Source organism: Microbacterium californiense (assembly GCF_047246625.1).
Lineage (GTDB): Bacteria > Actinomycetota > Actinomycetes > Actinomycetales > Microbacteriaceae > Microbacterium.
This window is the reverse complement of sequence record NZ_JBFOKQ010000001.1, coordinates 2,119,005-2,139,360: the sequence shown is the minus strand read 5'-3', so window position 1 is coordinate 2,139,360 and position 20,356 is coordinate 2,119,005. Positions and strand designations below refer to the sequence as shown.

General features: G+C 71.8%; 16 protein-coding genes. 4 read left to right on the top strand and 12 right to left on the bottom strand.

Annotated features, from left to right (window positions below; all coding sequences use genetic code 11):
• Positions 1-113 precede the first annotated feature (113 nt).
• The 9 genes from AB3M82_RS10205 to AB3M82_RS10165 form a co-directional block, all read right to left on the bottom strand.
• On the bottom strand, positions 114-1,427 hold the full coding sequence (locus AB3M82_RS10205) for a M20 family metallopeptidase (RefSeq protein WP_412957624.1): 1,314 nt from the start codon (positions 1,425-1,427) through the stop codon (positions 114-116).
• Positions 1,420-2,409 (bottom strand): zinc-dependent alcohol dehydrogenase family protein, encoded by a 990-nt coding sequence (locus tag AB3M82_RS10200; protein ID WP_412957621.1) that lies wholly within the window; start codon positions 2,407-2,409, stop codon positions 1,420-1,422. The genes AB3M82_RS10205 and AB3M82_RS10200 overlap by 8 nt, the downstream gene beginning before the upstream one ends.
• Positions 2,406-3,257, bottom strand: a complete 852-nt coding sequence (locus tag AB3M82_RS10195) for a carbohydrate ABC transporter permease (protein ID WP_412957619.1) — start codon at positions 3,255-3,257, stop codon at positions 2,406-2,408. The genes AB3M82_RS10200 and AB3M82_RS10195 overlap by 4 nt, the downstream gene beginning before the upstream one ends.
• Positions 3,254-4,207, bottom strand: a complete 954-nt coding sequence (locus AB3M82_RS10190) for a carbohydrate ABC transporter permease (RefSeq protein ID WP_412957617.1) — start codon at positions 4,205-4,207, stop codon at positions 3,254-3,256. The genes AB3M82_RS10195 and AB3M82_RS10190 overlap by 4 nt, the downstream gene beginning before the upstream one ends.
• Positions 4,208-4,264: 57 nt before the next feature.
• A complete protein-coding gene (locus tag AB3M82_RS10185) occupies positions 4,265-5,632 on the bottom strand; it encodes an ABC transporter substrate-binding protein (protein ID WP_412957616.1) in 1,368 nt (455 codons plus the stop codon).
• 285 nt (positions 5,633-5,917) lie between these two features.
• Positions 5,918-6,580, bottom strand: a complete 663-nt coding sequence (locus tag AB3M82_RS10180) for a response regulator (RefSeq protein ID WP_412957614.1) — start codon at positions 6,578-6,580, stop codon at positions 5,918-5,920.
• Positions 6,577-7,773 carry a sensor histidine kinase gene (locus AB3M82_RS10175; protein WP_412957612.1) on the bottom strand — a complete coding sequence of 399 codons (1,197 nt, stop codon included), beginning with the start codon at positions 7,771-7,773 and terminating at the stop codon, positions 6,577-6,579. Before AB3M82_RS10175 ends, AB3M82_RS10180 begins: the two co-directional genes overlap by 4 nt.
• 104 nt (positions 7,774-7,877) lie before the next feature.
• On the bottom strand, positions 7,878-8,714 hold the full coding sequence (locus tag AB3M82_RS10170) for an ABC transporter permease (RefSeq protein ID WP_412957610.1): 837 nt from the start codon (positions 8,712-8,714) through the stop codon (positions 7,878-7,880).
• Positions 8,711-9,643, bottom strand: coding sequence for an ABC transporter ATP-binding protein (locus tag AB3M82_RS10165; RefSeq protein WP_412957608.1), 933 nt, complete (start codon positions 9,641-9,643; stop codon positions 8,711-8,713). Before AB3M82_RS10165 ends, AB3M82_RS10170 begins: the two co-directional genes overlap by 4 nt.
• 199 nt (positions 9,644-9,842) lie before the next feature.
• Here AB3M82_RS10165 and AB3M82_RS10160 point away from each other — a divergent pair, with 199 nt between their 5' ends.
• Positions 9,843-10,535 (top strand): DedA family protein, encoded by a 693-nt coding sequence (locus tag AB3M82_RS10160; protein ID WP_412957607.1) that lies wholly within the window; start codon positions 9,843-9,845, stop codon positions 10,533-10,535.
• Positions 10,536-10,574: 39 nt separating this feature from the next.
• Here AB3M82_RS10160 and AB3M82_RS10155 read toward each other — a convergent pair whose 3' ends face one another.
• Entirely contained in the window at positions 10,575-10,751 is a 177-nt protein-coding gene (locus AB3M82_RS10155; RefSeq protein WP_412957605.1) for a hypothetical protein, read from the bottom strand.
• 310 nt (positions 10,752-11,061) lie between these two features.
• Here AB3M82_RS10155 and AB3M82_RS10150 point away from each other — a divergent pair, with 310 nt between their 5' ends.
• The 3 genes from AB3M82_RS10150 to AB3M82_RS10140 all read left to right on the top strand — a co-directional run bounded on the left by AB3M82_RS10150 (position 11,062) and on the right by AB3M82_RS10140 (position 16,370).
• Complete coding sequence (locus AB3M82_RS10150; RefSeq protein WP_412957604.1) at positions 11,062-12,969, top strand: Hsp70 family protein; 1,908 nt, start codon at positions 11,062-11,064, stop codon at positions 12,967-12,969.
• 22 nt (positions 12,970-12,991) lie between these two features.
• Entirely contained in the window at positions 12,992-15,502 is a 2,511-nt protein-coding gene (locus tag AB3M82_RS10145; RefSeq protein ID WP_412957602.1) for a LuxR C-terminal-related transcriptional regulator, read from the top strand.
• Between the two features lie 67 nt (positions 15,503-15,569).
• Positions 15,570-16,370 (top strand): IniB N-terminal domain-containing protein, encoded by an 801-nt coding sequence (locus tag AB3M82_RS10140; RefSeq protein WP_412957601.1) that lies wholly within the window; start codon positions 15,570-15,572, stop codon positions 16,368-16,370.
• A gap of 538 nt (positions 16,371-16,908) precedes the next feature.
• Here the strand turns inward: AB3M82_RS10140 and AB3M82_RS10135 are convergent.
• Both AB3M82_RS10135 and AB3M82_RS10130 read right to left on the bottom strand, forming a co-directional pair.
• Positions 16,909-18,489 carry a dynamin family protein gene (locus tag AB3M82_RS10135; protein WP_412957599.1) on the bottom strand — a complete coding sequence of 527 codons (1,581 nt, stop codon included), beginning with the start codon at positions 18,487-18,489 and terminating at the stop codon, positions 16,909-16,911.
• Positions 18,486-20,336 carry a dynamin family protein gene (locus AB3M82_RS10130; protein ID WP_412957597.1) on the bottom strand — a complete coding sequence of 617 codons (1,851 nt, stop codon included), beginning with the start codon at positions 20,334-20,336 and terminating at the stop codon, positions 18,486-18,488. Before AB3M82_RS10130 ends, AB3M82_RS10135 begins: the two co-directional genes overlap by 4 nt.
• Between the last annotated feature and the right edge of the window lie 20 nt (positions 20,337-20,356).

Here is a 20,356-nt window from a genome sequence, read left to right as displayed (position 1 = left end):
CGTCGCCACCTCCTTGCACTCGTGCATCGCAGACCGGAGGCCACGATGAACCCGATATCTCTGACACGAGACATTCTTGTCAGACTAGCCCCGAAGTCTGCGGCACGCCAAGGTCAGGCGCACCACTCCAGGATCAATCGAGCATAGGTCCTCGCGAGCAGCGCGACGGCGTCGACGTCGACCCACTCCTCGGGCGCGTGGGCGCAGGTGATGTCGCCAGGACCGCACACGATCGCGGGCACCCCCTGAGCCTCGTAGAACGCCGAGTCCGACTGGTAGCTGCCGGTCTCCACCCCGGGCACGGCCGGGACGCCGGGGTCGCTCTCCGACACCCCCTGGCGCGCACGGAGCGCCGCCTGCACGAACTCCGAATCCGGGGCGCTGTAGCTCGGCGGCCAGGTGTCGATCCACTCGAACTCGACGGGGTGCTCGCGCAGCCATGGGTCCATCGCGCAGGCGAGGCGGATGTGCTGCTCCACTTCAGCGCGGACGTCCTCCGCGCGCTCCCCCGGCGGGAAGGAGAGCAGGTAATCGATGCGCGCACGGTCGGGGAAGTACGGCGCCGCGGGGAATCCGACATCCGCACGGAGCACTCCCGGGTGGATGATGAACGACCCCGGCGGGAAGGCGGGGTGAGACTTCGAGAAGGCCCACTGCTCCTCGAGCTGACGCATCGCCTGATAGATGTACACCGCCTTGTCGGCGGCGTTCACGCCGATCGTGTCACCCTCGCCCCCGGCCCGGATGGCGCGCGGTCGGTTGACCCAGTGCGTGGATCGCCCGGTGAGGGTGACGGCGAAGAGGTAGTTCCCTGCGGCGGAGTTGAAGATCCGCCCAGGCACCTCGGCGCTCGAGGTGGGCTCCGCGACGACGACGGCATCCGTCCGATGCCCCGCCCGGAGCACCGCCGTCGTGCCGAGCTCGTGGCTCATGGTCTCCTCACCGACGACCGAGTGCACGTGCACGTCGCCGGAGAGCCGAACGCCCAGGTCCTCGATCGCGGCGAGGGCGAGCCAGACGGCGGCGTGCCCGCCCTTCATGTCGGTGGCGCCGAGGCCGTACAGCCGACCGTCGCGCACCTCGGGCTTCCATGCCGTGTCGGACTGCGGGGCGACAGTGTCGATATGGGCGTTGAAGGCGAGGGAGCGTCCGCCACCGGTGCCGCGGCGGATGCCGACCACATTCGGGCGCCGCTCGTCGACCGCGACCTTCTCGGTCTCGAGTCCGAGCTCCCGCAGCGCCTCGTCGACGACCGCATTCGCCGCCGCCTCACCTCCGAGGTACTGCTCGCCGTCGATGCCCGGCTGCAGTGGGTTGACGCTCTGGGTGGCCACCAGCCGTGAGAGCAGCGCGAGCGCCTCGTCCTGCCGTGCCGCGACCGCCGCGTCGATCGCCGTCGCCACGTCCACCGTGCTGTTCTCAGTCATTCGGAGTCACCAGGATCTTTCTGCTCTCGCCGGCCACGAACATGTCCAGCGCCTTCCCATAATCGTCGAGCGGCATCACGTCGGAGACGAACACGCCCGGGTCGATGAGCCCGCTGTCGTACAGACGAGCCGCGCGCTCGAAGGAGAACCGCGGGCGGACGGCGCCGCGGATGCTGAGCTCGCGCTCGAAGATCTCGTAGGGCGAGATCTCGATGCGGTTCTTCGGATCCGAGATGCCGAACTGGAGGAAGGTGCCGCCGGCCCGGACGCGCGCGATGCCGTCGGTGATCGCTCCGGGCGCTCCCGTCGCGTCGATCACCAGGTCCCAGGGCTCGTCCCCGAGCTCCGCCGCCGAGGTGGCGGTGCCGGCGGCTCCGAGGCGCTCCGCCTCGGAGAGCTTGGCGGTGTTCAGGTCGACGACCCCCACCTCGGCGAGTCCGGCGATGCGCGCGAGCCTCAGCATCATCAGCCCCATGGTCCCGGCTCCGTAGAGCAGCGCGCGGGAGCCGAGGGAGACGTCGGCGATGACGTCGTAGGCGTGCACGGCGCATGACAGCGGCTCGATGAGCGCGGCGTTCAGGTCGGGCCCGGGCAGCCGCACGCACACCGCCTCCGGCACGGCGACGTACTGGGCCGCGGACCCGTCCCGGTTGATCCCGAGGGCGAGGTAGTTCTCGCAGAGGTTCACCTTGCCGCGCTGGCACTGCAGGCAGCTCATGCACGGCAGGTTGGGATCGGCAGCGACCGTGTCGCCGACCTTGAGCGATCGCACGTCCGCCCCGACCTCGACGACGCGGCCGGAGAACTCGTGACCGGGGATGGTCGGCATCGCGTCCGCATACAGGCCGTGCAGCAGGTGCACGTCGGTTCCGCAGATGCCCGACGCGGCGACCTCGACCACGACCTCCGTGCGGCCCGGCGTCGGATCCGGGACCTCGGCGATCTCGAATGAGCCGGGCTCGGTGAGCACCACTGCCTTCATTTCACTGCTCCCATCGTCAATCCACGAATCAGCTTGTCCTGCGCGAACCACCCCGCCAGCAGCACGGGCAGGGTGGCGAGAGCCGCGGCAGCCGAGAGCTGCGCGGCGAAGAGGCCCTCGCTCGACACGAAGCCGACGAGGAACACGGGCACCGTCGCGGCCTTCGTGCTCGTGAGGCTCACGGCGAGGAAGAACTCGTTCCAGGTGAAGATGAAGCAGATCACGAGCGTGGCCGCGATCCCCGGCATGAGCAGCGGCAGGATGATCCGCCGCATGGACGTCACGAATCCGGCGCCGTCGAGGCTGGCGGCCTCGAGGATCTCCAAGGGGATCTCCGACATGAACGATTGGATCATCCAGATCGCGAGCGGCAGGTTCATCGCCGTGTACAGGATGATCAGCGTCACGATGTTGTCGAGCATCTTCGTGTCGCGGGCGATCAGATAGATGGGCACCACGGCGGCGGCGAGCGGGAGGAAGCGCGTCGACAGGAAGAAGAACATCGCGTCCTGCCACTTGCGCACCGGCCGGATGGACAGCGCGTAGCCGGCCGGGACCGCGAGGAGCAGCACCAGGATCAGCGAGATGCCGGAGGCGAGCACCGAGTTCAGCAGGTAGAGCTCGATGCCCCGATCGAAGACCTTGACGAACTGGTCGAGGGTCGGCTCGAAGAACAGTTTCGGCGTGGCACTGGACGCGTCGACCTCCTGCTTGAACCCGGTGAGGAACATCCACGCGACGGGCAGGAAGAACAGCAGCGCCACGATCCACGTGAGGACGGTGAGCGCGGAGGCGCCGATCCGTCCACGGCTTCGGCGACGGGCAGGACGCAGGGCGAGGGTGGTCATCGCGCCTCCTTGAACACCTTGGCGAACGTCCGCAGCGCGAACGTCGAGAGGATGATGGTGAAGATGACGACCACGATGCCGAGCGCCGCGGCCTGACCGATCTCGAAGGTGCGGAAAGCCGTCTGGTAGAGGAAGAACGGCAGGTTCGTGGTGCTGCGGCCGGGACCGCCGTTGGTCATCATGAAGACCGTGTCGTAGGTCTGCAGGATGAAGATCGATCCGAGCACCGTACCGAGCTCGATATAGCGGCGCAGGTGCGGCACGGTCAGGAATCGGAAGATCTGGAAGCCGTTCGCGCCGTCGACGCGCGCGGCCTCGAGCGCGTCCTCCGGCTGGGACTGCAGCCCGGCCAGCAGGATCAGCATCATGAAGGGCGCCCATTGCCAGACCATCACGAAGACGATCGATGGACCTGCCATCTCGCTGAGCCAGTTCGGGCCGTCGATGCCGAACAGTCCCAGGAACCAGTTGATCAGCCCGAAGTTCGGATTGAAGAAGCTCGTCTTCCAGACCAGGGCCGCCGCCGCGGGCATGACCAGGAAGGGCGTGATCAGCAGTGTGCGGACGATGCCGCGCCCGAGGAACTGGCGGTGCACGAGCAGCGCCAGCAGCAGGCCCACGACGACGGAGAGCACGACCGCGCTGACCGTGAACACCAGGGTCACGACGATGGCGTCGCGGAAGGGCTCGCTGGTCCAGGCCAGCGTGAAGTTCTGCAGGCCGACGAATCTCGGCGCCGGATCGCGCAGCAGGTTCCACGACTGGAGGCTGTACCAGATCGTGAGGAGGAAGGGCAGCTGTGTGATGACGATCGCGAAGACCAGCGCCGGAAGCAGCGGCGCCCGGCGCTTCCACCGATCGCCCGCCCTTCCGGATCCCTGCTTCTTCATCGCGATCGTCGACGTCCTGTCGAGGTCCTGCTGGTCGAGGGTGTCTTTCGCGATCGTCACCGATCCCGGCCTTCCTGCCGTGCGGCCCGGGGGCGAACCCCCGGGCCGCTGATCCGATTACTTCTGGCGTCCTGCTTCGACGGCCGCGGCATCCGCCTTCTCGGCGGCGTTCGCGAGCGCTTCGTCGACCGACTGCGATCCGGCGAGCGCGGCGGAGATCTCCTGCGCGAGCATGATCTGCAGGCTCTGCCCCTCGGGCAGCGCGAGCCAGCCTCCGCCGACGTACGGACGCGGCTCCGTACCCGGGTCCTTGATGTCGACGGCGCCGATGACCTGGAGCGTCTCCTGGCCGAACGCGGCCGTCGCCTCCTGGTACTCGGGGATCTCGTACGTCGAGGTGCGGGTCCCGGGCGGGACGTGGAGCCAGCCGAGCTCCGAGCCGACGAGCTGCGCGTAGTCCTTGGACGTGGCCCAGCTGATGAACTCCCACGCGGCGTCCTTGTTGGCGGAGGTGTCGGGAACGGCGAACGACCAGGCCCAGAACCAGTCCGCGGCCTCGGTGACCTCGACCGGGCCCGGCGCGTACCCGCTCTTGCCCACGACCGTGCTGCTCTCCGGGTCCTCGATGACGGTCGCGCCGACGGTCGCGTCGTACCACATGGCTGCCTGACCCTGTGCGTACGCGTTCAGGCACTCGGGGAAGTCGACCGCGGTCGACCCGGCGACGCCGTACTCCTGCAGCTGGAGGTAGGTCGACATCGCCTCCTTGGCCTCGGGCGCGTCGAGCGTGCTGTTCCAGTCCATGTCGTACCAGGCGCCGCCGAACGAGTCGATCATGGTCGTGTAGACCATCTGCGCACCCGAGGTGGGCGCACCGCGCAGGCAGATGCCGGCCATCTCACCCGGCTTGTTCAGCGCCTCCGCGAAGCCGAGGATGTCGGTCCACGTGGGCTGCGCGGGCATCGTGAGGCCGGCCGCCTCGAACAGGTCCTTGCGATAGGTGAGGAATGCGCCCTCGGAGTAGAAGGGGACCGCGTAGAGGTTGCCGTCGGTCGAGAGCGCCTCGCGGACGGAGGGGATGAGATCCTCCACGTCGTAGTCGCTGTCCTCGGCGTCGGCGTACTCGGACAGGTTGGTGATCCACCCGTTCTGCGCCCAGACGGTCGCCTGGTCCGGGCCGAGCATCACGGCGTCGTATTGACCGCTCTTGGTGGCGATGTCCTGCGTGACCTTGTCCTGCAGCTGCGACTCCGGAAGGATCGAGAACTTCACCGAGATGTTCTCGTGCTCCGCCTCGAACTCCTTCGCGAGCGACTGGAGGTCCTCGATCTGGGGGTTGGAGACCGCAGCGACCGTGATCGTGGTCTTGCCTCCATCCGAACCGCCGCCCTCGCCGCCCCCGGAACAGGCGACGGTTCCGAGCGCGACCGCGCTGATGGCGGCGAGGCCGATGGCTCGCCGCGCGTTTCGTGAATACCTCTGCATGAACCACTCCGTTCCTGGCTGGGCGCTCGGCAGGACGCCGATGCTGTGTGTGTGAGTGCCGTCGACGACCTCCGACGGCAAGAACCTCCGATGAGGAGGTTGCCTAGCAACATACGCCGATGTCGGACAACAGGTCAAGACTTCATACCGCAGTTTTCGCGATGGAAACGAGATCGAAACATGCGCCCACCGCCGACGGGCACCGCGCCGCAGCCGATACGGCAGGCATGACGAAGTGCCGCGCCACGCCGTGCCGACGGGGAGCGGCCGACCAGGGCCGGGGCGCTACGACCCGACCGCGCCGATCTCGTAGGCGAGGATCACGGCCTGCACCCGGTCGCGCAGGCCGAGCCCGCGGAGCACCTTGCCGACGTGGGTCTTCACGGTCGACTCCGACACGAACAGGCGCTCGGCGATCTCGGCGTTGGTGGCCCCTTCGGCCATGAGGCGGAAGACTTCGCGCTCGCGCTCGCTGAGCACGTCGAGCCGGTCCTGCTCGGTCGGTCGCGTGCGGGCGAGCGCGGGGGCGGCGAGCTCCACGAGGCGAGCGGTGACGCGCGGCGCGACGACCGCGTCGCCGCGGTGCACGGCCCGGATCGCGTCGACGAGCTCGCTCGGCCGGGCGTCCTTCAGCAGGAACCCGCTGGCACCGGCTTGCAGGCCCCCGAAGGCGTACTCGTCGAGGTCGAACGTCGTGAGCACGATGACGCGGCATCCCGGCTGCATCGCGGTGATGAGCTCGGTGGCGCGGATGCCGTCCATCCCCGGCATCCGCACGTCCATGAGGACCACGTCGGGTCGGTGCGCGCGCGCCGCCTCGACCGCCGCCTGGCCGTCGCCCGCCTCGCCGACGACGACGATCCCGTCCTCGGCCTCGAGCACCATGCGGAAGCCGCGGCGCACCAGTTGCTGATCGTCCACCAGCATCACGCGGATGTCGTCGGTCATGCGTTCCCCTCGTTCCCGAGCCGGATGCGGACGGCCCAGCCGCCCTCGGGTCGCGGCCCCGCGTCGACCGTACCGCCGTAGAGCGCGGCGCGCTCGTGCAACCCGACCAGACCGCGTCCGGCGCCCTGCGACGGCTGCCCCGCGCCCGGCCCCGCGTCGATCACCTCGAGACCCACACCGTACGCCGACCAGTGCACGTCGACCGAGACCGGAGCCCCGCCGGCGTACCGCAGCGCGTTGGTGAGCGACTCCTGCAGCAGGCGGTAGACGACGAGCCCGAGCGAGGGGTCGGCGGTGGGCTCGCCGCTCGTGCGGAAGGCCACGTCGACGCCCGCCGCACGGAAGCCGTCGACGAGCTCCGTCAGCTGGTGGGCGCCGGGCTGCGGCATCCGCTCCGCCGCCGTGCCGTCGGCCTCGTGCAGCACCCCGAGCAGTCGGCGCACCTCGGCGAGGGTGCGTCGCCCGGTCTCACCGACCTCGCGCATCGTCTCCGCGGCCTCCTCCGGGCGGGCTCGGGATGCGGCGGCCGCTCCATCGGACAGCGCGATCATCACCGAGACGCTGTGCGCGATGACGTCGTGCATCTCCCCCGCGATGCGGTTTCGCTCCTGCGCCGCGGCGATCACCGCCTGCTGGTCGCGCTCGACGGCCAGCCGCTCGGCGCGGTCGATGAGCGCCTGCGTGTACCGCCGGCGACCGCCGACGCTCGTGCCGATGAGCGTCGCGACGAGCAGCAGGATCGCCGCCGAGACGAAGCTCGTGAGCATCTCCGAGATCGAGGCGGCGTCGAACTCGGCGAGCAGCAGCACCTGCGCGCGGGATCCGAGGGCCGCCCCGACCGCCGCGGCGGCGGAGCCGATGCCGAACCCGGTCCAGGCCGCGCGCGACGAGCGGTAGGCGCCCAGCGCGTACAGGGCGATCAGCAGCGGCAGGATCTCGGTGACCGTCGGGATCGGCAGCGGCACCGTCATCAGCGCGCAGCCGACCGCGAAGAGCAGCCACGGGTGCGAGCGCCGGAACGCGGTCGCGACGATCGCGGCCACCACGACCACCGCGGTCAGCGCTGCCCACGCCTGCGGCACGGGCAACGCCCACACGAGGGTCGCCCCCTCCGAGACCGAGTACCAGGAGCCGGCCACCGCGCCCGCGAGCGTGGGCAGGGCGTAGGCCAGCACGACGAGGACGTCGACCACGCGCGGATGCCGTTGCAGCCAGGTGCGGAAACCGCCCGGCGGCTTGGGCAGGGGAAGGTCCCCGGACGCCGCGGCGACCGGGGACCTCCCGTTCCGTCGAGTGCTCAGGCGTCCCGCCCTTTCAGGGCGAAGGCTCCCGCGGCCAGCGACACGGCCGCCCAGACGGCGAGCGTGAGCAGACCCTCGGCCGGACCCAGCGCCGGATCGCCGAACATCGGGTTGCCCGGGATGGCCGTGAGGGCGGAGCCCGCGTCGGTCATCAGGTAGGGGGCGAGGTCGCCCACCCAGTCGAGGAACCCGCTGAGCAGCAGCACCACCGTCGGCAGCGCCAGCACGACGCCCACCACGATCGTGATGCCGCCCGCACCGGAGCGCACGAGGGCGCCGATGCCGACGCCGAACAGGGCGACGAGCGCGACGAACAGCGGCGCCCCCAACAGCGCCGTCAGCACCTCGACGTCGAACTGCGTCGCGTAGCCCTTGGCCTCGAGCAGCAGCTTCGCGACCGCCCACGAGGCGAAGACCCCGACGAGGCTGACGAAGAACGTCCACACGAAGACGACGACCGACTTGGCGGCGAGCACCGGCAGGCGACGCGGCACGGCGGCGAGGCTCGAGCGGATCTGCCCGGTCGAGTACTCGCCCGAGAACGCCAGCACGCCCTGGATGCCGGCGACGAGGATGCCGACCTGCACGCCCAGCGTCGCCGGGAACACGGCCAGGTACTGGCGCAGCGCCTCGTCGTCGGGCATGCCGCCGAAGTCCGCGGAGGCGGCGAGGATCGTGGCGAGCCCGACCCACAGCACGAGGATGACGGCGGTCGTCCAGAACGTGGAGCGCAGGCTCGTGAACTTGATCCATTCGGAGCGCAGCACCCCGGTCAGGCGCACGCGGGCATCGGGAGAGACGGATGCCGGGGCGGAGGCGGTCGCGGTGCTCATCGGGCGGCTCCCGTCGTGGTCTCGGCCGGGACCCCGCCGGCCCGGTACTCCACCTCGTCCTGGGTGAGGGCGAGGTACGCCTCCTCGAGCGAGCTCGAGACGGGCGTGAGCTCGTGCAGGGCGACGCCCGCCTCAGCCGCCGCATCTCCGACCTGCTCGGCCGTGACGCCCTGCAGGCTGATCGCCCCGTCCGGCAGCTGCGTGCCGACGATGCCCGGCAGGGCCGAAGCGAGGAGGTCGGGGCGCGGGGTGCGCACGCGGACGGTCTGCCCGCCGGCTCCCGCGATGATCTCGGCGACGGGGGCGTCGGCGAGCACGTGACCGCGGCCCAGCACGATGATGTGGTCCGCGGTCTGCGACATCTCGCTCATGAGGTGCGACGACAGCAGGACCGTCCGCCCCTCGGCGGCGAGCCCGCGCACGAGCTGTCGCACCCACGTGACACCCTCGGGGTCGAGGCCGTTGACCGGCTCGTCGAGGATGAGCGTCTGCGGGTCGCCGAGCAGCGCCGAGGCGATCCCCAGGCGCTGGCCCATGCCGAGCGAGAACCCGCCGACGCGCTTGCGGGCCACGCTCTCGAGTCCGGTGAGGGCGATGACCTCGTCGACCCGGCGGCGGCCGATGCCGTGCGTCGCGGCCTGGGCGCGCAGGTGGTTGTAGGCGCTGCGGCCGGTGTGCACGGCCTTCGCGTCGAGCAGGACGCCGACCTCGCGCAGCGGGGCGCGGTGCTCGGCGTAGGGCTTGCCGTTGACGGTCACGCTGCCGCTGGTCGGCCGGTCGAGCCCCACGATCATCCGCATGGTGGTCGACTTCCCGGCGCCGTTGGGGCCGAGGAAACCGGTGACGCGGCCGGGCTGGACGGAGAAGTCGATGCCTCCGACCGCGGTCTTGCTGCCGTAGCGCTTGGTCAGCGCGTGAGCCTCGATCATGTGTGTCCTCCACTACAGGACGGGGACGATCCCCGTGCTCTCCACGCTAGGCACGCGGGACGCGCGTCGCGTCCGTCTCGCGAGGGAACTCCGGGCGGCCGACTGGTACCGCGGTACCAGTGCCCAGTCTGGCGGAACTCCCAGGCGAGCGCGGTACCGTGCACGTGACCACCGCGATCCCTTACCCCCAGAGGACACGATGAGCCACGTCAGCCCCGCCCTCGCCGCATCCGCCTCCCCCGAATACGAGGGCTTCGTCGGGTGGGTGCTGAGCCTCATCGAGTCGCTCGGCGAGGTCGGCGTCGGGCTCGCCGTGCTGATCGAGACGTTCGTGCCGCCGATCCCCTCCGAGGCGATCCTGCCCGTCGCCGGGTTCCTCGCCTACGACGGACGGATGAGCGCCTGGGGAGCGTGGGTCGCCGCCACGCTCGGCGGGCTGGTCGGAGCGCTCATCTGGTACGCCATCGGGGCGGCCGTCGGCCGCGTGCGCACACGACGGATCGTCGGACGCATCCCCCTGCTCGACCATGACGACTTCGACAAGGCCGAGGAGTTCTTCGCCCGGTGGGGCGGCGGCGCCGTGCTCTTCGGTCGCTGCGTGCCCCTGGTGCGCTCGTTCATCTCGATCCCGGCCGGCATCGAGCGCATGGGCCTCGTGCGCTTCGTGCTGTACACGACCGTCGGATCCGCCGCCTGGAACGGCATCTGGATCGGGCTGGGCTTCGCCTTCGGACCCGCGATCCGGCCCGTGCTCGAGGAGTGGAGCGGACTCATCTCGAACCTCGCGGTCGGTGCGATCGGCATCCTGGTGCTGGTCTTCATCCTGCTGCGCATCCGCCGTCGCCTTCGCGAGACCGCGGCGCGCGCCGGACGGGAGCGGGAGGCCGACTGAGCGCCGCTCAGCCGGCCCGCCCGGTCTTCCCGACCCGGGTCAGTCGTCGTCGCGCGGGTCCTCGGCGAGGACGTCGCCCTTCTCGTCGTCGCCCTCGCCCGCGGGCACGACCGTGGGCGGGTCGCCCTTGCCGTCCTCCGCGCCGAGGTTGTCGTTCTCGTCGGGACCCGGCGACGGCTCGGTGCTGATGTCGTTGCGATCGGTGTCGGCGCTCATGCGCGTTCCTCCTTGCCTCGGGTGCATCGTCGGCTCGCGCACGACGATGACGCGTGTCCCGCCAGGCTACGGTCGCCGCGGCCCTCCGGCCCAGCCCTTGACAAGCACGCGCGGGTGAGCGTGGAGCGGGTGTCACGGGTCCGTCCGCGCCGCGGGATCGCTCCCATCCGGTCACCCGGGGCGAAGAGCACGACCGAGAGGCGAAGGATGCCGCAGAAGCCTCTCGCGGAAGCTCCCGGAACGTGCTAGACCGGTACCCATCATTCCGTTTGGGGAGGAATGAATGTCTCGCACTGGGGAGCGCGAACAGATGATGCAGCAATTCACACTGGCCATCGATGCGGGGACCAGCAGGACGGCGGCTGCGACAGCGCGCCTGACCCCCGAGCACACGCTGCTCGTCCAGCCCCTTTCGCTGGGGCGACATTCCGACACCGCCCCCAGCACGATCCACGCCGGTTCCGGCGAGCTCCTGTTCGGCGATGCCGCGGAACGCCGGGGCATCACCGAACCCGAGCACCTCGTGCGCGAGGTCAAGCGGCGGATCGGCGACGACGTGCCCCTCGCGATCGGCGACCGCACCTTCGCAGCCGAGGAGCTGTTCGCCCTGCTCGCGGAGTGGGTCGTCGAGACCGTCACCGAACGCGAGGGACAGCGCCCGTCCTCGACGATCCTCACGGTGCCCGTGACCTGGGGGCCGTACCGCACGCAGCTCGTGACGCAGGCGCTGGCCCGTCAGGGACTGGGAGACGTCGAACTCATCACCGAGCCGGAGGCGGCGGCCCGCCATTACGCCTCGACGCGCCCGCTCGAACCGGGCGGCGTGGTGGTCGTGTACGACCTCGGCGGCGGCACCTTCGACGTGGCACTCGTGCGCGCCACGGGTGACGGCGAGGTCGAGCTGCTCGGCTCGCCGGCCGGCCTCGACGACCTCGGCGGCGCCGACTTCGACGACGCGATCCTGCACCACGCCCTGCGGTTCGCGGATGCCGACGTCGATGCGCTCGCCTCGGCGGACGCGCGCATCTCGTTGGCCGCGTTCCGCCGCGAATGCGTCGACGCGAAGGAGTCGCTCTCCTTCGACTCGGAGGCGACGATCCCCACGATGCTCGGGGGCACGCCGAAGTCGGTGCGGGTGACGCGCGACGAGTTCGAGTCGATGATCGAGCAGCACATCGATCGCACGCTCGACGTCGTCGCCGACGCGCTGGACGCTGCCGGGGTCCGCGTCGGAGACGTCGACGCGATCCTCCTGACGGGAGGCTCGTCGCGCATCCCGCGCATCGCGCAGCTGCTGTCGGAGCGGTTCGACCGGCCGATCGCCATCGACGCCGATCCGAAGGCCATCATCGCCCTGGGCGCCGCCCGGGCGGCCGCCGAGGCGCATGGCATGGTGAGCGGCGCTGCCGGGGCCCTCGCCCTCGGGGCCTGGGCCGAGGCCGCGAGCACCGACGCGGCAGCCGAGCCGGACGCGGCGCCGGAGCGGCCGACGGCGGGTGCCGGATCGAAGCGGCGCTGGTACCAGCGGCTTCCCGTCGGGGCCTTCACGGCCGCGGGCGTCGTCGCCCTGGTGGGGGCGCTGTCGGTTCCCGCCGTGGCGTCGATGACGAGCGATCTGGGCGCCGGGGGGAACGCCGCGACGGCCGAGCCGACGGCCGCGGGCGGGGCCGGCGCGGCGGGCGGCATGCGGCCCGCGACGCGCCAGGACGGGGCCAGCTTCGCCGATGCATCGGCGCCCGAGACCGTCGACGCCCCTCTGCTGCAGGACGCGCTGCAACCGGTCGCCGACCCGGTGACCGAGCGCACCGCCCCGCGCACCAGCCCGCGCACACCGGATCAGCCCGCGCCGAAGCGCCCGATGGCGCCCGCGAAGCCCAAGGCGACGCCGACCTCGCCGTCCGCCTCGCCCGCCGCGCCCCGCAGCAACGCCTCTCCGAGCACGGCGTCGTCGCCGAGCAGCCCCTCGTCGCCGGCTCCGACCTCCGGGCCGACGCCCGAGATGCCCGGACCGTCCCCGACGCCGACGCCCGACACTCCGCCGCCCGCCACCGAACAGCCGGCGGAGCAGCCGCCGACCGAGACCCCGGCCGACCCGACCACTCCTCCGGAGCAGCCGCCGGCCACCGACCCGACGCCTCCGACGGACCCGGTGCCCGACCCTGCTCCGGACCCGGCTCCCGACCCCGCGCCGCCTGCAGATGCGCCCGCCGCCGGCTGAATGACCGATCGCCATGCGTACCGTGTCGAGTCGCCCTGCGATCCGCGCCGCGCACCGAGAGCTCTGGCCCCGCTGGGTGGCGCAGCAGCTCGAGTCGCTGTTCGAGGCCGACGACCGCCCGCTCCGCGCCGTGGTCATCGGGCCGCGGGGCTCGGGGCGGTCCACGCTGCTGCGGACGACCGACCGTCGGCTCGCGTCCCGTGACGCCGACGCCCTGGGGATGCCGGGCGCCCCGACGCGGGCGTCCGCGGAGGTGCTGCTCGTCGACGACGCGCACCTCCTTCCCGCGGCCGAGCTCGATCAGCTGATCACTCGAGCCGAGGATCCGGCGGCCGGCCTGATCGTCGCCGTGGCGTCCGGACCCCGCACTCCGGCGATCGACCGCCTGGTGGACCTGCTGGAGAGGTCCAGCCCACCGCTCGTGCTGGGCGCGCTGACGGCATCCGACCTCCGCGACGCCCTCGATCCGGCGTGCGACCCGCTGTGCGTCGACGCGATCGTCGAGCGCACCGGCGGGATCGCCTGGCTCGTGCACGCCGCCCTGCAGCTGCACGACGCCGGCGGATGCGGACGACCGGATGCCCGCGAGGATCTGGATGCCGCCCTGCTCGACGCGGTCGCGCACCGACTGAGCCGCCTCGCTCCGGACCTGCGCGCGTACGTCGAGAGCGCCGCCGTCTCTTCCCGGCACACGCCGCGCGACGACCTCGACGCCGCCGCCCACGCCGAGGGCTTGCTGACTCGCAGCGGCCGGGCGTGCCCCCTCGTGCAGGCCGCGGTGATCTCCGCGATGCCTCCGGACCGGTTCGCCGCCGCGTGGGGAGGCGCCGCGACGGTCACGGACGCCCCGACCACGGCCGCCGCGCTCCAGGCCGCGGGCGACACGCGCGCGGCGCAGGTGCTGCTGCGCCATGCCGAGGAGGTCCTGCACACCGACCCCGTCCGAGCCGCGCGGATGTTCCGCAGCGTCGCGGCCGCCGGCTCGGACGGGGCGAGAGTCGGAGAGGCACGGGCGCTGCACCTGCTGGGCGACCTCGACGGCGCGCAGTCGCTGCTCGACGCGGCGCCGGCGGCCGATCCCTCCCTCGCCGCACCGCGGGCCGACACGGCCGCCGCGATCTGGGCCGAGCGGGGGCTCGCCGAGGAGGCGCGGGCGGTGTACGTCGCCGCCGGCGCGACCGGCCGGGTGTCGGAGCTCAACGCCGTGCTCGGCGGACTCGCCGCCGGCGACCGCACGGCCCTCGAGACCGACCCCGCGCCGGACGCGGGTGCTCCGACCTCGACCGACGTCGCCGTCCGCGCCCTGGTCTCCGGTCTGCGCGAGAGCTTCGGACCGGAACCCGCTGCCGCGCTCCCCGATCTCGTGCGGGCCTCCGAGGTCTTCACCTCGGTCGGGGGGCGGACTCCGACCGTCGAGCTCCCCGCGGTCGTCGCGGCGCTCGCGGCGATCGGCGTGGGCGATCTCGACCTGGCCGACGACGTGCTCGCCGAGGCGGTGCGCGGTGATCAGGGCGGTCGAGCGGGGCGCGCGCGCCTGCGGCTGTGGTCGGCGTGGGTGGCATTGCAGCGCGAGCGGCCCTACGACGCGGAGGCGCATCGCACGGCGGCGCTGGACGCATCCCGTCCGCTCGGCCCCCGCGACCGGCTGCTCGCCCACGCACTGCGGCTCTCCACCGTCCGCCGCTACGACGACGCCTCGGCGCTCGAGTTCGAGTGGCGCAAGACCCACGCGCTGCTCGTGCGCACCCGGTTCGATCTGTTCAGCCTGCTGCCGCTCACGGAGTTCGCCGTCACCGCTGCCCGTGTCAAGGACGGCGCCTCCCTCGACCGCCACGTCGCCGACGCCGTGACGCTCCTGCACCGGCTCGGCGACCCGGTCGGATGGAGTGCGCATCTGCACTGGGCCGGGGTGCAGCGGGGCATCCTGGGCAATGCACCCGCGCAGCTCGCCCCGCACGCGCGCGCGCTCGTGACGGCATCCGCGCAGAACCCGCTCGCCGCACGCATGGCGATCGCCGGCAAGATCTGGACGGCGGTGCTCGCGGGATCGGTCGACGCGGATGCCGTGGAGCACGCCGCCCTCGGACTCGGCACCGTCGGCCTCGCGTGGGACGGCGCTCGGCTGGCCGGGCACGGGGCGGCGCGCAGCGAGGACCGCAAGGCGATCTCGCAGCTGCTGGCCTGTGCCCGCCGCCTGCACCCCGCCGAGGGGAGCAGCGCCGCGCCGGAGCCGGGCTCCACCCCGGCGGCGCGCGGGCACGTCGGGGGCGGGCTGAGCATCCGAGAGCTCGAGGTCGCCGACCTCGTGCTGCAGGGCAAGACCTACGCCGAGATCGGCCAGGCGATCTTCATCTCGCCGCGCACGGCCGAGCACCACATCGCACGGATCCGGCGTCGGCTGGGTGCGACGTCACGCTCGGACCTCATCGCCAAGCTCCGCCATCTCATGGCCGAGCTGCACGCGGCGGAGCAGCACGATACGGGGGATCCCTCCCCGTACCCCCTAGCGGATGCGGCCAAGCGGGGGGATTGACACCGACGCGACCCGCACCCCCGAACCCTAGTCTCAGAACGAGACTCGACGTCAAGAGGAGACCACCATGAGCACGACGCTCGCCACCGTCGCCGAAGCCCTCATCGACTTCATCCTGAGCCTGCTCCGTGATCCGGACGCGGCCGCGGAGTTCGAGGAGGATCCGCAGGGCGCGCTGGCCGCGCGAGGGCTCAGCGACGTCTCGCACATGGACGCCTGCGCCGTGGCGCCGATCGTGATCGATCGTCCCGACGTCGTGCCGCGCGTCGCCGATCCGGGACCGGCCGCGGTGACGGTGGTGCGCCCGACGACCAACACGGCGGTCAACGAGATCCAGAACATCGTCAACAACTTCGCGTGGCTGACGAACCACTCCACCGTCGTCGACCAGTCCACGAACCAGAACATCTGGGCGGGCGGCGACGTCACGCAGATCTTCGACCAGGAGGCCAACGTCGCCTCCGGCGAGGACTCCATCGCCGCGGGCGACGACGTCTCTATCGAGCAGACGCAGAACGACACCACGAACATCAACGCCGGCGACGACGTCAACATCGGCAACGACACCGACGTCACCGTGATCGACGACTCCTACAACCAGACGACCGACAACTCGCAGACGACCGACGCCTCCGAGACGACGACGGTCACCGACTCCGGCAACACCACCACGACCACGACCACGACCGCGGATGCCGGGGGCGACGACACCGCCGCCTCCTCCTCGGCGGCCCCGGTCGAGCCCATCGAGGCCGCTCCCGAGCCGGTGCCGGCGTACACCGAGACGCCGGTCGAGTCGTCGACGGACGACGCCGTCGAGGGCGACCTGGCGATGTCCGGCGAGATGCCGGTCGATGATGACATCTGACATCGCGCGCAACGAGCCGGCGGCGGATCCGCTGCCGACGCCGGTCTCGGCTGCCGACGCAGCCGCCCGCACCGCCACGGGCAGCACGCCGACCGGACGCAAGGCCCCGGCTCCGCCGCGCCCGTCGCTGGCGGGCAAGCCGGCGGCGCCGGTGATCGTGAAGAAGCCGCCGCCGTTCTCGGTCGGGGTCACGATGGTCTGCTGGGTGTCGAGCCTCGTCGCCGGCGCGGGCGCCGTGATCTACCTCATGGTGATCCGCACGGCCCAGCTCCCCGAGATCTCGAAGATCGTCGAGGGCGTCGACGCCGAGCGCGCCGAGGGCACCTACGAGACCGCTGCGGACATCGTGTTCTGGAGCATGTTCGGGGTGCTCGTCGCCGCGCTGCTCCTGCAGATCGCCTTCGTCGTCGCATTCGCGAACCGTCGCCCGAACATGCGCTGGTGGATGTTCGGCAGCCTGCTGCTCCTGGCCGTGGTGCTGCTGCTCGGGCGGGAGCTGGTGACGGTCGGCGAACGCGGCAGACCCGTCGAGATCCTGCTACTGGCGGAGGTCGGCCTGCTCGCGCTCGGCCTCCTGCTGAGCGTGCTGCCGCCGGCTCTGCGCTGGTCGGCCCGACGTCACGACGTCCGCCGCGGGGCGGACGCGGGCGTCGGCGGCGAGCTCTGACGCCGCCCCTTCGATGCTGCGGACGACGACGCCGCACTGCTCCGCCGTCGCGCGCGTCGCGAGCGGCGAGGCGGCGAGCGAGCGCCAGTGCGACAGCAGGTCGGCGACCCGGTCGCGGACCGCGTCGGCGCTGACGGCGTCACCCAGGTCGAGGCGGATGAGCGGGTCGGTGCCCGAACCGCCGATCAGCCGCTGCGCCTGCAGGGCGTCGGCCGCCGAGAGCGACGGGGCGCTCGTGCGCATCGCCGCCAGCAGCCCGAGCTCACGGAGCTCGTGCGCGCGCAGGATGCGCCGCTCGACGTCGCCGGCCAGCTCGCCGCCGCCCACGACCGGCCGCTCGCGCAGCAGCGCCTCGAGTCCGTGCAGGACCGCCCGCCCCTTCAGGACGGCGGCGCGGGCGCGGAACTGCGTGCCGACGAACGTCTGCAGCCGGAGGATGCCGCTCTGCTGCACCATGCGCTCCGAGAGGTCCGGCGCCGTGAGCGCGCCTCCTCGCACCAGCATGGCGCCGAGGCGCACGCCGAACATGCCGAACCGGGCCAGCAGCGCCCGGCGGTCGGCGACGCCCACCTTCAGCTCGTCGCCGCCACGCACGAACCGGTCGACCGAGACCAGCATCCGTTCGCGGGCGTCGCGCTCCAGATCCGCGATCGCACGGAACGCCGCGAACTCGCTCTCCCGGAGGGTGCGCGCGCCCTGCGCCAGGAGCCCGGCCACCGGGAGCACGTCGAGGGCCAGCGACCGCAGCTCGCCGTCGCGGCGGTAGCGGTCGGCGATGCGCGCGGCCGACAGCAGCGAGTCGATGCGCCCGGATCCGATCTCGTCCGCCCGCGACAGCACCGCGAGCGCGTTGACCGTCTGCGAGGCGCCGGCGGCGGTGTCGCGGAACGCCTCGAGGAAGTTGAGGTCGGAGGAGTGCACGTGCCGCAGCAGGTAGATGATGGCGTCGGCCTGGCTCGACGTGTCGTCCGGGACGAGGAACGAGCGCGACGTGGCCGAGGCGTGCGCGGTGAGCGAGGCGATGCCGGGGGTGTCGATGAGCACGGTGGAGCGCAGGTACTCGGCCGGCCAGCGCACGTCGATCCACGCCACCTCCTCCGCGGAGCGGCTGCCGAGATCGAGCACCAGCCTGCCGCGGTCCCGGCGCACCGGCATCCGCACCTCGGCGCCGTCCAGGAGGTGGATCGTGATCCGGGGCGAGCGGGCGTACCGGTACCAGGTGATCGTGCGGGTGCACTCCCCCGCGTCGGTGGGCGCGATATGCTCACCCAGCAGCGCGTTGAGCAGCGTCGACTTGCCCGCCTTCACCATGCCGGCCACCGCGAGGCGCAGGGGGTCGCGCAGACGGGCGGCGTGTGCGTCGAGCTGGGCCGTCGCGATCGGATCGTCCGCATACAGCGCACGCGCCCGCTCGACGAGGTCGGCGCTCTCGACGAGATCGGCGCGCTTCACGGCCGCGCCACCGCCACCGTGGAGGGGGTCTGGACGAGCACCCGCGGGATCTGCTCGCGCATCCGCTCGATGTGCGCCAGCTGCGCCTGCAACTGACGGATCCGCGCCTCCCGGTCGCTCTCGAAGGTGGCCGCGGCCTTCTTGGCGCCCAGCACGGATTCCGAGAGCGATCGGTGCAGCTCCTCCGCGATGCCGCCGAAGTAGTCGCGGCCGGTGCGCTGCACGAGCCGGAGCCGGTCCTTGAGCTGCTTGCCGACCTGGAAGATCACGTCCTCGATGTGGCGACGCACGAGGTTCTTCGCCTCCATCTGCCGCCGGAGGAGCCGCGACGACATGTCCTCGCGGTACGCCCGGCGTCCGACGAAGACGCCGGCCAGCAGCGACAGCGGATTGATGAGGCCGAGCCCGATGAGGCTGCTCGCCAGGCCGACCATGAGCACGCCGCCGTACGAACCGCGCACCCCGATGTAGATCTTCTCCGCCGAGCTGAGGCGGCCTTCCTCGAGCACCCGCAGCTGCTCGACCGAGTCGAGCACGCCCTCCGTGCGGCTGACGTCGATCACGGGAAGGTCGATCGCTCCGACGGCGAACTCCTCGGCGACCTGCTCGCACAGCCACTTCGAGCGCTCATCGGTCCACACGAACGTCTCCGACACCGCGGTCGCCACCCTCTGGTCGAGCCATTCCGCGATCTGGTCCCAGATCGGCCCCGGGTCGCCCTCGTCGATGGAGTTCTCCGCCTCCCGCTGCACCTTGCGCAGCCGGTCGCGCAGGTCGTGCTCGGTGTCGGCGATCAGATCGGCGATGCCGTCGCCGAGGGCCACCTGCCACCGGGACGAGCGGCCGCGGAACTCCTCCGCGCGGGCGCGCGCATCCTCCAGCCGCGCGATCATCTCGGGCGTCTGCTCGGGATTGCGGAGGGCGCTCAGCTCGGACTGCGCGGCGAGCGCCAGGTGATCGGCGACCGAGAGCAGGTCATGGGCGGCCGCGCGCTGCTGGACGAGCTCCGCCTGGCCGATGACATCGCGCCGCAGGTGACGCACGAGGCCGGGGAAGCCGGACTCGTCGTTCAGCTCGCCGTCCTGCTGCGTGGCGGCGAGCAGGCGGAGGTCGCTCGACACGGAGAACAGGGGGATCCCGCCGACCTCGTCGAGGTGGGCGCGGTCGATCTGCTCGATCGCGCGCCACTCCGGGTACACGTCGGTCTTGGAGAGCACGGCCGCCACGTTCGGGCACACCCGCATCGCGTGACGGAGGAACTGCATCTCGGGCTCGGTGTACTCCTGCGAGGCGTCCGACACGAGCAGCACGGCATGCGCGGAGGAGAGCGCCGTGAGCGTGCTCAGAGCGCGGGTGGACTCCAGCCCGCCGACGCCCGGGGAGTCGACGACCCGCAGTCCGCCCTTGAGCACCTCCCGCGGGAGCAGCACCTCGGCCTCGATCAGCTCGGGGATCTCGGCGACCGCGTCGTCGCGGCGCCGGTCGAGCTCCTCCAGCGAGATCGTGATGCGCTTCGCGGTCGGCCCGCCCGGGCCCTCCTCGCGCACGATCAGCGCGGCGGAGGCCTGCTCCGCGTAGCCCACCGACGTCGGGATGCTGGTGGCCAGGTCGTCGTCGACGGCACAGGCCGGCGCGTTGATGAGCGCGTTGACGAGCTTGCTCTTGCCCTGCTTGAACTGCCCGACGACGATGACGCGGATGTTCGGATCCTCGAGGCGGCTGCGCGTCTGCTCCAGGCGCTGCGTGAGGTCCTCCCGTCCGAGCTGCCGGGTGAGCGCCGTCGTCTGTTCGACGAGCGCGGCCAGATTCCGCAGGTCGGATGCCGTCGCGGTCAGCGCATCGGTCACCGGATCACCCCCAGGAGGCC

Coding starts and splice junctions, on each gene's coding strand:
- AB3M82_RS10205 (WP_412957624.1), bottom strand. CDS start 1,427: ATGACTGAGAACAGCACGGTGGACGTGGCGACGGCGATCGACGCGGCG.
- AB3M82_RS10200 (WP_412957621.1), bottom strand. CDS start 2,409: ATGAAGGCAGTGGTGCTCACCGAGCCCGGCTCATTCGAGATCGCCGAG.
- AB3M82_RS10195 (WP_412957619.1), bottom strand. CDS start 3,257: ATGACCACCCTCGCCCTGCGTCCTGCCCGTCGCCGAAGCCGTGGACGG.
- AB3M82_RS10185 (WP_412957616.1), bottom strand. CDS start 5,632: ATGCAGAGGTATTCACGAAACGCGCGGCGAGCCATCGGCCTCGCCGCC.
- AB3M82_RS10180 (WP_412957614.1), bottom strand. CDS start 6,580: ATGACCGACGACATCCGCGTGATGCTGGTGGACGATCAGCAACTGGTG.
- AB3M82_RS10170 (WP_412957610.1), bottom strand. CDS start 8,714: ATGAGCACCGCGACCGCCTCCGCCCCGGCATCCGTCTCTCCCGATGCC.
- AB3M82_RS10165 (WP_412957608.1), bottom strand. CDS start 9,643: ATGATCGAGGCTCACGCGCTGACCAAGCGCTACGGCAGCAAGACCGCG.
- AB3M82_RS10160 (WP_412957607.1), top strand. CDS start 9,843: ATGAGCCACGTCAGCCCCGCCCTCGCCGCATCCGCCTCCCCCGAATAC.
- AB3M82_RS10155 (WP_412957605.1), bottom strand. CDS start 10,751: ATGAGCGCCGACACCGATCGCAACGACATCAGCACCGAGCCGTCGCCG.
- AB3M82_RS10150 (WP_412957604.1), top strand. CDS start 11,062: ATGATGCAGCAATTCACACTGGCCATCGATGCGGGGACCAGCAGGACG.
- AB3M82_RS10140 (WP_412957601.1), top strand. CDS start 15,570: ATGAGCACGACGCTCGCCACCGTCGCCGAAGCCCTCATCGACTTCATC.